The organism is Geminicoccus roseus DSM 18922, from assembly GCF_000427665.1.
In the GTDB taxonomy this organism is placed as follows: domain Bacteria; phylum Pseudomonadota; class Alphaproteobacteria; order Geminicoccales; family Geminicoccaceae; genus Geminicoccus; species Geminicoccus roseus.
In genome coordinates this window covers 1,432,082-1,444,634 of sequence record NZ_KE386572.1, presented here as the reverse complement: position 1 = coordinate 1,444,634, position 12,553 = coordinate 1,432,082, and the positions used below count along the sequence as shown (strand labels likewise).

The following is a 12,553-nucleotide window of genomic DNA, read 5'->3' as shown; positions in this document are numbered from 1 at the left end:
CGGACAAATCAGGCATTGCCGAGGCTGGCGGGCGATCGGTCGATCTCCGGCAGCTTCGCGCCTTCGTGCTCAATGATGTAGAGGGCGTAGAACCAGTCCTCGGGGTCGTTCAGGTCGACGCCCTCGAAGCCTTCGGTCAGGAACGGCATGAAGCTGTTGCCGGCGATCGTCCGTCCGTCCCGGACCACCCGGCTCCAGGCGATCTCCAGGCTGGCGTTCTGCACGTAGACTTCCGGCAGGGTCGGGTACTGCGAGCTGTGCCAGGGCTGCTCCGGCGGGCCGAACGGCAGGAGCGGCGACATCCGGTTGCCTCGGATCACCCACATCTTGGCCGGGTGCTCGCGGCATTTCTGCACCGCGCGCAGGCTGTCGAACTGTTCCCGCTCGGCCAGGAACTGGTGCCAGGCCCGCCGGATGGTCGCCGCCTGCCGGAACGGCGAGGTCGGCCGCAGGATCGAGAAGCAGTCTTGCGGCTCGATGGCCCCCAGCGCGTGCTCGACCCACTCGATGTCCGGCGAGCGGTCGCCGGCGATCTCCGGCGGCCGCATCACCACCTCAGCCCCGTAGTAACGGGCGATCTCCGCATAGTCGCCGCTGTCGGTCGACACGCAGACCTTGTCGAACACGCCGGACGCCCGCGCGGCCGCGATCGAGTAGGCCAGCGCCGGGTGGCCCATCAGCGGCCGGATGTTCTTGTCGGCCACGCGCTTGGACCCGCTGCGCGCGGGAATCAGGGCGACGATCGAAGGAGCGTTGTCGACGGGCATGGGATGTCCGGGGGCCGCGTTGCTGGCTGGGTTTCTAGTGGGTTTGCCGGTGGCTGGGAACGGCTATGGATGCTCGCGGTTGCCGGGCGGTCTATCTAGGTCGGCCCCTTGGCCAGAACGTCCGGAACCGGCCGCCTGCAGCGCGTCGAGCGCCGCCTCGTTCTCCGCACCCCAGCGGTAGAGCATCTCGATCGGCTGGGCGAAGGTCTCGCCCAAGGGGGTGAGCGCGTACTCCACCTTGGGCGGCACCACCTCGTAGACCTTGCGCCGCACCAGCCCGCGCTGCTCCATGTCCCGCAGGGTCTGCACGAGCATCTTCTTGGAGATCCCGGGCAGGCTTCGCTGCAGGACGCCGGTACGTGCCGTGCGTTGCGGCAAGTGGAACAAGGCGTGGATCACCATGCTGGTCCACTTGACGGTGAACAGCTCCATCACCCGGCGCGGCGCGCAGTCCTCCTCGAAGATCAGCTCGTTGCCCTGAAGGGTCGGCGGCATCGGACGGGCACCTCCTGGTGGCTATGTCCCTTCGCGGTGCCTTCTAGCCCGCTGCCGGGGCCGCGCCTACGTTCCGTGCCATGGATTGGCAAAGGACATGAGCATGAGCGGCACAGCCTTGGTCGTCGGTGCCAGCGGCATCATCGGCAACCGTCTGGCGCACGAACTGCTGGCAGAGGGCTGGACGGTCCACGGCCTGGCGCGGCGACCGCCAGCGGATCCGGCGGGCCTGCAGCCGGTGGCCGCCGACCTGCTCGACCCGGACAGCCTGGCCGCGGCCCTGAGCGATCTGGCGCCGACCCATGTCTTCCTGGCCACCTGGATGCGCAACGCCACCGAGGCCGAGAACATCCGGGTCAACGGCACGATGGTGCGCAACGTGCTGGTCGCCCTCTCGCCTGGGAAGTCGGTGCGCCACGTGGGGCTGGTGACCGGGCTGAAACATTATCTTGGCCCGTTTGAAGCCTATGCGAAGGCCGGGACCCTGCCCGAGACGCCGCTGCGCGAGGAACAGCCGAGGCTGCCGGTCGAGAACTTCTATTATGCCCAGGAAGACGAGGTGTACGCTGCAGCCGAGCGCGACGGGTTTGGCTGGAGCATCCATCGTCCGCACACCGTGATCGGCAAGGCGGTCGGCAACGCCATGAACCTCGGCACCACGCTGGCGGTCCATGCCTCGATCTGCAAGGCGACCGGCCGGCCGTTCCGGTGGCCGGGATCGCAGGCGCAGTGGGAGGGCCTCTCGGACGTGACCGAAGCGCGGATCCTGGCCCGGCAGCTGATCTGGGCGGCAACCACCGAGGCGGCCCGCAACCAGGCGTTCAATATCGTGAACGGCGACGTCTTCCGCTGGAAGTGGCTGTGGCCGCGCCTGGCCGCCTGGTTCGGCGTGGAGGCGGTCGGGTTCGACGGCACCGTTCATCCGCTGGAGGCGCAGATGGCCAAGGACGCTCCAGTCTGGCGCGAGATCGCCCAGCGGCACGGGCTGGCCGAGCCCGACCTGCACCGCCTGGCCTCGCCCTGGCACACGGATCTGGACCTTGGCCGTCCGATCGAGGTGATGACCGACATGAAGAACAGCCGGAAGCTCGGCTTTGCCGGCTTCCAGCCGACCGAAGACTCGTTTCTCGACCTGTTCCAGCAGCTGCGGGCGGACCGCCTGATCCCCTAAACGCTATCCCGGTCGGGCGGCATGCAATGGCTCGCAGCCCATCTTGCTCTGCATGCCTGGGAACCTTGCCCTAGTGCCGGCGGTTCAGATCCTGATTGGAACCTTTCGGCACACGGGCCCCACCATGTCAGGATATGCCAAGTTCGGCGCGATGATCGCCACCTCGGCTCTGATGCTGTTTGTCCTGACGCACCTTGCCACAATTGGTTCGGATCAGATCCATCCTGCGAGTGAGGCGGGCGTTCCCCTAGCCCTGGTCCTGGGAGCAGCCGTCGCCGTCGTGATGCTGGGGTTCATGCTCTGCAGATATCCCAGCCAGACCACCACCCTGGGTATCCTCGTGGTCAGCATGGCCGTCTTCGCCCTGGCTCTTCATCTTGTCCCCGGCCAGGGCGGGGTCGAAGACGTAGCGCTGATGGATACGATGATCGCGCGTCACTCGCCCGCGATCGCGACGAGCGAGTGACCTGCGGTCTTCGACCACCAACTTGGTGAGATTGCTCAAGGCGCGACCCAGAGGAAGCGCCCGATGAGCCTGCTCCGCCGCGAGGTCGGCAGCCTATCTTACACCTGGGTCACCTTGCCAGTCGCGATGTCGTAGACAGCGCCGACGACCTGGACCTTCCCGGCCTCGACCATTCCGGCCACCACCGGCGTGGCGGAGCGCAGGCGTTCGACGTTGTAGCGCACGTTCTCCGCGATGGCGGCATCCAGCGGATCGGCGGGCTCGGCGTCGAGTGCCTTCTGCACGCCCGGCTTGAGCATGTCGACCAGAGCCGGCAGGTGGCCTGGCAGGGTGATGTCGTCCTGGATGACCTTGATCGTGGCATCGACGGCGCCGCAGCCGGAATGGCCCAGCACCATCAGGAGCGGGATGCCCAGCACCGCCACCCCGTATTCCAGGCTGGCCAGCCCGTCATCGTTGACGAAATTGCCAGCCACCCGGACCACGAACAGGTCACCCGGCGCTTGGTCGAACGCGAGTTCGGGAGCTAGGCGAGAGTCCGCGCAGGAGACGATGCCGGCGATCGGGTACTGCCCGGCCGCGCGGGCAGCACGGTGCAGGGCGAAGTCACGGATCTCCGTTTGGTTGGCCACGTAGCGGGCGTTGCCGTCGGTCAGCCGCTGCAGCGCCTCAGCGGGTGCGATGGCATTGGGCGGCGCCAGCTCGGAATCGGCCAGGTCGACCGCACCCGCGGCGCGAGACCAGAGCGCGGCGGTGCCGGTGAAAGCCATCGTCATTCCGAGCAGGGCGCGGCGGGAGGGACGCAAGATCCCGGCTCTGCAACTTTCGCACATTGGTCTCTCCAGGCCGTCTTCTGATTTAGGCCCGGAGGCCGCCCCTAGCGCCAGTCTCCTACCAGCTGGAATGCCGCCCAGTACATCGGTGCGGCTGTCCCGGGCTCCGCCGCGACCACCAGTTGGGCCCGGCGCAGCGCCTCGGCCTTGCCGACGTCGCCCCGGGCGAACTCCTCATGGAACAGTGTTGTTAGCCGTGCGGTCGCGGCATCGTCAACTTTCCACATCGATCCAAGCGCGGAACGCGCGCCTGATTTCACGGCGAGTCCCGCAAGCCCGAGGGCGGCGCGGTCGTCGCCAAGGGCGCTCTGGCAGGCGCTGAGCACCAGCAGGTCGACTGGCCGGTCGCGGTAGCGCGCCTGCTTGATCAGGCTTTCCAGGTCATCGAGGCCGAGTTCCTCGCAGGTGCCGAGCAGGACTTTGCTGTCGGAGGCCTGCGGGGCGAACTCGGCATGGGTCGCGAAATGCAGGACCGAGAGAGGCCGGGTGGCCAGATCCTGGTAGAGGCTGGCGCGCGCGAACGACTCGTCCATCAGCACGATCGTGTCCGACCGGGGATGCAGTGCCTCGATGGCCATCACCTCGGATCGGGTGCCGGCCAGGGCGTCCCAGCGGGGCGGGCAGGCCCGCGAGACGGCACCGAGCAGCCAGTCGGCCCCGCGTACCCTGGTCGAGCGGTCGTCGATGAAGTCGAGGCCCGGGTTGAGGGCGATGGCGTGCCGCTCGAGCAGCAGCGTGTCGCCGTCCAGGAGGGTGGCGGGCAGGACATGGCGCAGGGGCCCGTCCGGGACGAACACCAGGGTGGCCACTTGGGAAAGCTCGCTCGCGAACGGCCGGATCAGGAGATCGTAGAGCTGGCGCGACTGCTCCTTCCAGGCATTCGGCTGGGTGGGGTCGGTCAGCCGGAACGGATAGGCCTCCAGTTCGCCGCGGGGCGGGAGTCCAGCGCGGTGGTGGCGGATGTCCCCGCCGGGCAGCAGCATGAACAGCTCGACGCTAGGCCCCTGCACGATCGTGACCAGGGCCGCGGCGTCCGGGTCGATCTCGGCCAGCGTCCTGGTACGCGCCTGCAGCGCAGCCACGCAGTCGTCCTGGAAATAATCCGACAGCTCCGCCGCCCGCGCCCGTTCGGCGAAATGCAGGATGTCGCGATAGATCGGGACCCGCTGGTCCGGAGGCAGCGCGTTCGCCCGGTCGATCTGCAGGGCCACGTAACGCTCGACCAGCGGCTCGACGCGCAGGCGATAAGGGGATCCCTGGCGGATCCAGTCAAAGGCCAGGAGTTCCGGGCGTCGCCGGTCGAGGGCTCGGATGGCGGCGGCATAGGCAGCGGCGGTGGCGGCCGGATCGCTGCCCTGGGCGTCCAAGAGACGAGCCCGGGCCGTCAGCGCCCGTTCCTCGGCATCCGCCGCCCCGGCATGCGCCGCCTGCAGCACCGCGGCATCGGCAGCCGCCAATGCCTGGTCGGCAGGTCCGTTCGCCTCCAGCCATTCCGCCCGCCGCGCCGCCGCGATGGCGGCGATGTCTGGGGCGTTCTCCAGCTTGGCCGCCTGCTCGACCGTCGCCAGGGGTGCCGGATCCTTCTGCTCCTCGGTCAGCAGGAGCGCCGCCACCAGCCGCTCGGGCAGCGAGCCTTGCGTTGCGTCGACAGCAGCGGCGCTGGCGGCCGGCTCCTCCACCGGCGGCGGGCAGGGATCGCCTTCCAGCACGGGCGGCAGTGCTTCCTGCCAGCTGCGGACTGTTTCCAGCCGCGCGGCGAGGCTTTCTTGCGTGCGGTAGAGATCCTGGGCCCTGGCGGCCGCCATGCTTGCGACCGCCGCCAGATCGGCGCGCTCCTCGCAGCTCTCGGCCGGGGGCAGCACCGCCAGCCGCTCGGTCAGCTCGCCGATCCGGCGCAGGCAGGACTGCCATGCGGCGCCCGCCTGCATGGGGTCGGAGGGCAGGGTCATCGGGCGGTCGGCCCCGTCGCAGCTGCCGGTCACCAGGCCGCAGAAGCGCAGGAGAGCCGCGGGATCTTCCGGGGCCGCCGCCTCGCGCGACAGGAGCAGGGTGGCAGGGAAGCACTGCCGCGCCTCGATCAGGTCACCCGCCTCGTCTGCCCGTGCCGCCGGAACCAGAGCCAGCAGCGAAACCAGGATCGCGATCCAGCGCATCAGCCTCTTCCTGCCGGTGCGAACGGCCATGGCCAGATGCCGAAGTTGATCCGGAAATGAATGCCCAGGTCCTGCAGGTCGTTGCTGTCGTCGGGGCGACCCTCGAACGGCTGGGCGACATACAATGCCATGTCGAGATCGGTCGAAGGGCGCCAGCGGACCCCGATGCCCGCACTGGCGATCGTGTCGTTGGTGAGCTGGCTCAGCTGCTTGTCCTGCCCGCCCCCGGCATCGATGAACGGGATCAACTCGACCAGCCCGTCATCGATGCCACGCTGCAGGGCCCCGATCGGCAGCCGACCAACCGGGATCCGGTATTCCAGGGAGGCGAACCATCCGCTGTCGCGCACCAGCGCATTCTCCCGGTACCCGCGCACGGTGTCGATCCCGCCAACTGTGAACTGCTCGGACGGCAGCAGCGGGTCGGCAGCCAGCTGCCCTCCGGCACGCAGGGCGATCTGGTGGTCGGCGACGATCCAGTCCGGATGGCTGACGAACGGCAGCAGCACCGCCTCGACCTGCGCCTGCCAGGTGAAGAAGTCGCTGCAGGGCTGGCGGAAGCCCGCGGCGTCCTCGCACCGATCGGAGGAGCCAAGCGCTTCCAGGCCGAAACTGAAGATCGACTGCGCGGCGATGGCGAACTGGCGATCCTGTCGGCGCCAGGTCTGGGCAAAGCGCAGCGCGGTCACGTCGCTGACCCCGTCCTTGGTGCCGGGGGCAAACGAGAAGCCGTCGCCCAGAAGAAAGCTCTCGCCCCGGCGTCGCTCCAGCGACAGGTCGAGCAGCACGTCATCCAGGGGCGACCGATAAACAGGATAGGAGGCTCCCACCTCCAGCCCGGCCGAGCGGCTCTCGATGTCCAGGTCGTCGAACGGGTCCTCGATGACCCGGGCATCGGCATAGTCGGCCACGATCCGCAGGCGCAGATCGGTCGCCGTCACCGGCCGCTCATAGCCCAGCTCCACGCTGTAGGATCCTGCCGAGGCGTCCGCCTCCAGCCAGAGCGGATCTCCGGCACCCGACAGGCTCGACCAGATCGCCGTCGTGTCCAGCTGCAGCGAGCCCACTGAGGGAGCCTGGTCGTTCGCCAGGGAGGCGTCCACCGTCAGCGGCGGCTGTTCCTCGACCACGACCTCCAGCCGCGCCACGCCCTGCCGGTCGCCTGGCAGAAGATTGGCGTCGATCGCGGCGATCGCAGGATCGCGCAGCATGATCTGCAAACGTTCGCGCAGCGCGTTCAGGTTGAAGGGCGTGCCGGCCGCCAGCCTGATCCGCTCTTCCACATAGGAGGGATCAAGCGCGAAGGTGCCGGTTACCGCCACCTCCCCCAGGGTGCCCAGCACGATCTCGATGTCCAGCACCCTGTCGCGCAGGTCCTGCGCGGCGATCACCGCGCCGGAATTGACATAGCCGCGCTCGACATGAAGGGCAGTGATGGCGTCGCGCAGCTCGATCAGCTCGCCCGTGGTGACGCTGCGTCCCTCGTAGGCGCTGAGAAGATCGGCCAGGTCGGCCCGGCCGATCGGCGGGTCCGCCATGGCCGGCGAGTAATGCAGCTCGATCCGGTCTACCGGGATCACGGGTTCCGCGCTTGCCTGTGCGGAACCCGTGCCGACAGAGAAAGCCAGAAGCAGCAGCAACCATCTCCAGGCGCGCCTGGCACGATCAAGGTCCAATCGCCCCATTCCCGCCATTCCCGCGAGAGGATCTCCGGATGGCATAGCCGACCCAGCTGCCGGCGCCAGTACCCTTGTCGCTTCGTCTTGCCGGATCCTGCTCGCGGTCAACTCCACGTAGCGCTAGATCCAGATCAGTTCCTACCCCGGACTGAGCGAATGCCGGCTGCGCCCGCGTCCCGTGAACGACGTCTCGAGATCGGGCCGTTCGTCATTCTCCTGCTCATCGCGCTGCTCTCGCTCGGCGCGACCATCCTGCTGCGGCAGGTGGGCGTGCTGCGGCCCGTCGAACTCGCCGGCTACGACCTGATCGTCACGCTTGCCAGGCAGCTCCCGGACCGCCCCGATCCAGGGGTGGTGGTGCTGGGCATCGACAGCCGCGACAAGGTGGCGTTCGACTGGCCGCTGCCGGACCAGGTGGTGATGGAGGTGGTGGAGAAGCTGGCCCGGCTCGAACCCGCCGCGATCGGCCTGGATTTCTTTCGTGGCGACCGGCCGGTAGGCCCGCTGGGAGCGGTGGCGGATCCCGCCGAGACCGACCGGCTGGTGGCGCGCCTTGAAGCCACCCCGAATGTCGTGCTGATCCTCGACACATTCCGCTTCGAGCTGCCGGAACGGCTGACGCGGCTGGCCTCGCCCGAGATCGACCGGGTCGCCTCTCCCACCCTGGTGCCGGACGAGGACGACGTCCTGCGCCGCGGCATCCTGGGCGATGTCTTTCCCGATCCGGAAGTTGCCGAACCGGTCCTGGGCCTGTGGTCGCTCGCCGCGGCGCTCGTGCGTGTCGCGACCGCGGGCGAGGAGCTGGTGCCGGAGGGGCCGGTGGCGGACGACGTGATGCCGCTCGGGCGGCGCGCGGTGCCGCCGTTGGCGGTCGGGGCCGGGCCTTATGCCGGATCGGACATGGCAGGCGGCGGCTACGAGTTCCTGGCAAGCTGGCCGGTGGCGGAACTGCCGATGCTGCGCCTGGCCGACCTCCTCGACGACCGGGTCGATCCGGATCTTGTCCGTGGCAGGATCGTGCTGGTCGGGGCTACCGCCCGCAGCGTAGGCGACATGGTCACCTCGCCGATCCTGGGCCGGGCTTCCAAGTCCGCGCTTCCCGGCCGCACCGTGTTCGGGGTCGAAGCCCATGCCCAGCTGGCCGCCCAGCTCCTGATGGAGGCCCGCGGCCAGGTGCCGGCGCTGGCTCCGGCTCCGGCTGCGTCGTGGGTCGCAGCGCTGGCCCTCGCCTCCTTCAGCGGAGCGGCCGTCGGCGGCCTGATCGCCCGCCCCCTCGTCAGCCTGCCGGTCCTGATGCTGGGATGCCTGGTGTGGCCTGCCGCGGCGCTGGCTGCCTTCTCGGCCGGCTGGTGGATTGCCTGGGTTCCGTCGCTGTCAGGTTGGATCCTGTCGGCGGTGCTAGCCTTCGTGCTCGTGGCCTCGCGGGAGCGACGCCAGCGGGCCCGCATGGCGGGCCTGTTCCGGACCTATCTGCCCCCTTCGGTCGCCGACACGCTGTGGGCCAGCCGCGACCGCCTGATGCGGGACGGCCGGCCGGCCCCGCAATCAATGGTGGCGAGCGTGCTGTTCTCCGACATACGGGGCTTCACCACGGTCTCCGAGGCCATGAGCCCGGCCGAGCTGCTGGACTGGCTGGAGGCTTTCCACGCGCTGATGGTCGACTGCATCGCCGAGCAGGGCGGCATCGTCGCCGATTTCATGGGCGACGGCATGATGGCGGCCTTCGGCGTGCCGATCCCCCGCACCGACCCGGCCGGGGAAGCCGCCGACGCCCGCGCCGCTGTCGCGGCCGCGCTCGCGGTCCGCCGGCGCCTGCCGCTGCTTTCCGCCGAACTGATCCGCAGCGGCCGGCCGGGCATCGCCATCCGGATCGGGATCCATACCGGGCCTCTCGTCGCGGGCGCGATCGGTGGAAAGGCGCGTCTGCAGTACACGATCCTGGGTGATACCGTGAACACGGCGGCTCGCCTGGAAAGCTGGTCGGGGCCGACATTTCCGGGTGACGAAGATCACTGTCGCATCCTGATCTCCGAATCTACCCTGCGGCATCTGGACGGGCATGTGCCCGCCACCCCCGTTGGGACCCTGCCCCTGAAGGGCAAGACCCGGCCGGTATCGGTGTTCCGGATCCTGGGCCCCTCGCCCGGTCCGCTGGAGGTTTGAACGATGATCGGCCGCAGGCAGATCCTGGCTTCCGCCTTGCTGTTGCTGGGCAGCGGTGCTGCCCATGCCGCCGATGCCGGGCTGCTCAAGCGCTTCGGTGCGCCCAAGACCCGGATCCAGGGCGGCACCCGGTCGGTCGCGGACAAGCCGGCGCCCATGGTTCTGCTGAGCGAGGAGACAGCCCTCGCGGCGACCGCGCAGCCTGACCTCTACTGGTTCCTGTCGCGCGCATCCGGCCTGCGCATCGATCTCAGCCTCACGCCCGTGGGCGCCGCTGCCCCCGTCCTGCAGCAGGTCATGAAGCGCGGTGCCGGGGCCGGGGTCCACCGGCTGGCCCTGGCCGAGCAGGGCGTCAGCCTGGATCCGTCCACCGATTACGTGTTCGCCGCGACCCTGGTGCCCGATCCGACCATGCGGACAGCCGACCTGTCGGCCCGCGGGACCTTGCGCTACCAGCCCCATGCCGGGTTCGACGATGCCCGGGCAGCGGCGGCCGAAGGCTACTGGATCGACGCGTTCGATCTGGCCGATCCCGCAACGCGCGCCCTGCTGCTGGACGAGGTCGGCCTCTCCCCGGCAGCCAACTGGCTGCGACAGCCGGCCGGCTAGGGATCGCAGCCAGGCCCGGCAGCCTCGCTTCCCAGCGGACGATCCGGGTCGAAGCCGGACCCGCCGGTCTGGACCGCACCCACGATCAGGCTGGAGGCGACATCCCGGGCATCGCAGGACGTGGCGAGCAGGCGGTCGGATGGCGCCACCTGGGCATCCAGGCCGGCAAAGCTCGACACGATGTTCGTCTGGGGGGCGGTGCTGGCGACCGTGCCGGCATTGCCCTGCCGGGCCGAAGCGTCGATCTGGCCGGGCCGGGCGATCAGCCCGTCGGCCAGGATCCGGATGGTGCCGCCATCTCCGACGTTGGGGGCGTTCGCGACAATCCGGGAACTGGCATCCAGGGTCACCGTGCCGGTCCGGCTGCCGCCCGGTCCCGAAATCACGATCGACCCGGCCTGCTCGCCATCCTGCCCGCCCAGGATGGTGGTCAGGATCTCGCCGCCGTTCTCGATCACGACGCGCTGGCCGGCCGCGATCGCGACGGTGCCTCCCGATGAAGCGGCCGAGCCCGTCGAGATCACGCCGCCGTCCAGGGAAAGGTCCCGGTTTGCCCGGATCACGATCTCGCCGGCATCGCCGCTGCCGCCGGCATCCGCGCTGATCCGCCCCCCTTTGCCGATGCTGACCGTGCCGGCCTGGACCCCGACCGATCCGGCGGTGCCGGAGCCGGCACTGGAGGTCGCGATGATGGCGCCCTGGTCCAGCGTCAGTCCGGCCGCGTCGATCCGGATGTCGCCGCCCCTCGCATCTCCCAGGACCAGGCTCAGGATCGAGGCCTGTCCCGAAAAGATGACCTCGCCCTTCGCCCGGATCGTGACCGAGCCGGCGGCCCCGCCGCTGCCGAAGCTGGCCGTGCCGATGGACCCGTCGGTGACCGTGAGGGTACCGACATCCAGCACCACGTCGCCGGCGTCGACATTGCTGGCGGTGACGCTGTTGATGGCAGCGCCCTCCGTCATGGTCAGGCTGTCCCCGGCCGTGATCCGGGTGGTGCCACCGGCTCCCGAGCCGCTGGCAAGCAGGGCCGGGGTTCCCACCTGCGCATTCCTGGTGAGGAGGATCCGGTCCGCCTGGATCGTCACGTCTCCAGCGGTGCCATTGCCGAGGCCGGGGCTGCTCCCCAGGGATGCACCATCCACGGTCAGCTCGGTGGCCCCGATCTTCAGGTAGGGAGCCTTGCCCGACCCTAGTGTCGTGGAGACGATCCCGCCGGCACGGCCGCTGTCCCCGATGAGCACCACCGTCTGCGCGGCCAGATCCAGTCCGATCGCTTCGGCGGCGGGATCGTTCGCGTCCATGAAGGATATCGACTCGATCTGGGCACGATCCAGCAGCAACTGGCCAGCCTCCAGGCGCACGGTCGTTCCGGCAAGCGGCAGGACGGCCGCGATCCGGGCGCCGTTGCTGATCGATACGTCGCCGTCGCGAGCCGCGGCACCGGGGGCGATGAGTGAAATCTCGCCGGCACTGGCCTGGGCGCCGATCAGCACCACGCCCAGGACCCCGATCTGGCTGCCGTCGATGGTGATCTCGCCGCCGGTGAGGGAGAGGATCCCGCCCACGACGTTGATCTCCGGCGCCTCGACGGCAAGCTTGCCGATCGGCCCGCCCAGGAAGCCGAACGCCCGCGGGCTGGCGGCGGTCAGCGTGCTGCCGGGCAGGTCTCGGGCGCTGAACACGCTGCCGTCCTCGAAGCGCAACTCGTCGGCGGTGGAAAGATGCAGGGATGCCGGCACGTCGATCTGGGCACCCTTCCCGACCACCAGTCCGTTCGGGTTGAGCAGCCAAAGGCCGGCTTCCGGCACGGTGGAGCGCAGCGTGCCGTGGATCTGGGAAGCATCCGGGCCAGTCACCCGGCCGATCACGTTGTCGAGCCCGGAGGGGCCTTCGAACGTCACGGCATCGCCCTTAGGCACGCCGAACTTGTCAAAGCTGTGGAACAGGTTGGAGCCGCGGATCGTCCCCATGTCCGGCGTGATGCGGACGTCCTGCCCGTTCAGGGTCAGCCGGCCGCGGCTGCCCACCGATCCGTCCAGGACCACCTCTGCCGTTGCCGGGGGTGTAGTCGGAACGAGCAGGAAAACGGCGCAAGCCAGTGGGAGGATCGCACGAAGCCACATGGGGGTCGCCCGCAAACGGTCGTTGATGCGACGCTACGCCGATCATCCCTCCCGTCCAACCCTCACGACGACGGCAGGCAGAGGTGATACATGG

General features: G+C 69.3%; 10 protein-coding genes. 4 read left to right on the top strand and 6 right to left on the bottom strand.

What is annotated here, in order from left to right; all coding sequences use genetic code 11:
- Positions 1-8 precede the first annotated feature (8 nt).
- Positions 9-767 carry an acylneuraminate cytidylyltransferase family protein gene (locus tag GEMRO_RS0107980; protein ID WP_027133571.1) on the bottom strand — a complete coding sequence of 253 codons (759 nt, stop codon included), beginning with the start codon at positions 765-767 and terminating at the stop codon, positions 9-11.
- A gap of 63 nt (positions 768-830) precedes the next feature.
- A complete protein-coding gene (locus GEMRO_RS28365) occupies positions 831-1,262 on the bottom strand; it encodes a winged helix-turn-helix transcriptional regulator (protein WP_051328831.1) in 432 nt (143 codons plus the stop codon).
- Positions 1,263-1,365: 103 nt separating this feature from the next.
- Here GEMRO_RS28365 and GEMRO_RS0107970 point away from each other — a divergent pair, with 103 nt between their 5' ends.
- A complete protein-coding gene (locus tag GEMRO_RS0107970; protein WP_027133570.1) occupies positions 1,366-2,433 on the top strand; it encodes an SDR family oxidoreductase in 1,068 nt (355 codons plus the stop codon).
- A 73-nt stretch (positions 2,434-2,506) separates the two neighbouring features.
- Positions 2,507-2,899, top strand: a complete 393-nt coding sequence (locus GEMRO_RS28360; RefSeq protein WP_084506691.1) for a hypothetical protein — start codon at positions 2,507-2,509, stop codon at positions 2,897-2,899.
- 98 nt (positions 2,900-2,997) lie between these two features.
- Here the strand turns inward: GEMRO_RS28360 and GEMRO_RS0107960 are convergent, their stop codons facing one another.
- The 3 genes from GEMRO_RS0107960 to GEMRO_RS0107950 are packed head-to-tail and all read right to left on the bottom strand — an operon-like array spanning position 2,998 to position 7,465.
- Positions 2,998-3,732, bottom strand: coding sequence for a carbonic anhydrase (locus GEMRO_RS0107960; protein WP_051328830.1), 735 nt, complete (start codon positions 3,730-3,732; stop codon positions 2,998-3,000).
- 44 nt (positions 3,733-3,776) lie between these two features.
- Positions 3,777-5,885, bottom strand: coding sequence for a CHAT domain-containing protein (locus GEMRO_RS0107955; RefSeq protein ID WP_027133568.1), 2,109 nt, complete (start codon positions 5,883-5,885; stop codon positions 3,777-3,779).
- Positions 5,885-7,465: a ShlB/FhaC/HecB family hemolysin secretion/activation protein gene (locus tag GEMRO_RS0107950; protein WP_169728339.1), complete on the bottom strand. Its 1,581-nt coding sequence runs from the start codon at positions 7,463-7,465 to the stop codon at positions 5,885-5,887. Before GEMRO_RS0107950 ends, GEMRO_RS0107955 begins: the two co-directional genes overlap by 1 nt.
- Before the next feature lie 255 nt (positions 7,466-7,720).
- Between GEMRO_RS0107950 and GEMRO_RS34145 the strand changes: the two genes are divergently transcribed.
- On the top strand, positions 7,721-9,727 hold the full coding sequence (locus tag GEMRO_RS34145) for a CHASE2 domain-containing protein (protein ID WP_027133566.1): 2,007 nt from the start codon (positions 7,721-7,723) through the stop codon (positions 9,725-9,727).
- 3 nt (positions 9,728-9,730) lie between these two features.
- Complete coding sequence (locus tag GEMRO_RS0107940; RefSeq protein WP_027133565.1) at positions 9,731-10,336, top strand: DUF928 domain-containing protein; 606 nt, start codon at positions 9,731-9,733, stop codon at positions 10,334-10,336.
- On the opposite strand, the gene GEMRO_RS0107935 is transcribed toward GEMRO_RS0107940, so the two are convergent.
- On the bottom strand, positions 10,333-12,459 hold the full coding sequence (locus tag GEMRO_RS0107935; protein ID WP_084506684.1) for a two-partner secretion domain-containing protein: 2,127 nt from the start codon (positions 12,457-12,459) through the stop codon (positions 10,333-10,335). The genes GEMRO_RS0107940 and GEMRO_RS0107935 overlap by 4 nt on opposite strands.
- Between the last annotated feature and the right edge of the window lie 94 nt (positions 12,460-12,553).

Bases quoted from the DNA above. Each gene is read 5' to 3' on its own strand.
- GEMRO_RS28365 (WP_051328831.1), bottom strand. From the start codon at position 1,262: ATGCCGCCGACCCTTCAGGGCAACGAGCTGATCTTCGAGGAGGACTGC.
- GEMRO_RS34145 (WP_027133566.1), top strand. From the start codon at position 7,721: ATGCCGGCTGCGCCCGCGTCCCGTGAACGACGTCTCGAGATCGGGCCG.
- GEMRO_RS0107980 (WP_027133571.1), bottom strand. From the start codon at position 767: ATGCCCGTCGACAACGCTCCTTCGATCGTCGCCCTGATTCCCGCGCGC.
- GEMRO_RS0107940 (WP_027133565.1), top strand. From the start codon at position 9,731: ATGATCGGCCGCAGGCAGATCCTGGCTTCCGCCTTGCTGTTGCTGGGC.
- GEMRO_RS0107935 (WP_084506684.1), bottom strand. From the start codon at position 12,459: ATGTGGCTTCGTGCGATCCTCCCACTGGCTTGCGCCGTTTTCCTGCTC.
- GEMRO_RS0107955 (WP_027133568.1), bottom strand. From the start codon at position 5,885: ATGCGCTGGATCGCGATCCTGGTTTCGCTGCTGGCTCTGGTTCCGGCG.
- GEMRO_RS0107960 (WP_051328830.1), bottom strand. From the start codon at position 3,732: ATGTGCGAAAGTTGCAGAGCCGGGATCTTGCGTCCCTCCCGCCGCGCC.
- GEMRO_RS0107970 (WP_027133570.1), top strand. From the start codon at position 1,366: ATGAGCGGCACAGCCTTGGTCGTCGGTGCCAGCGGCATCATCGGCAAC.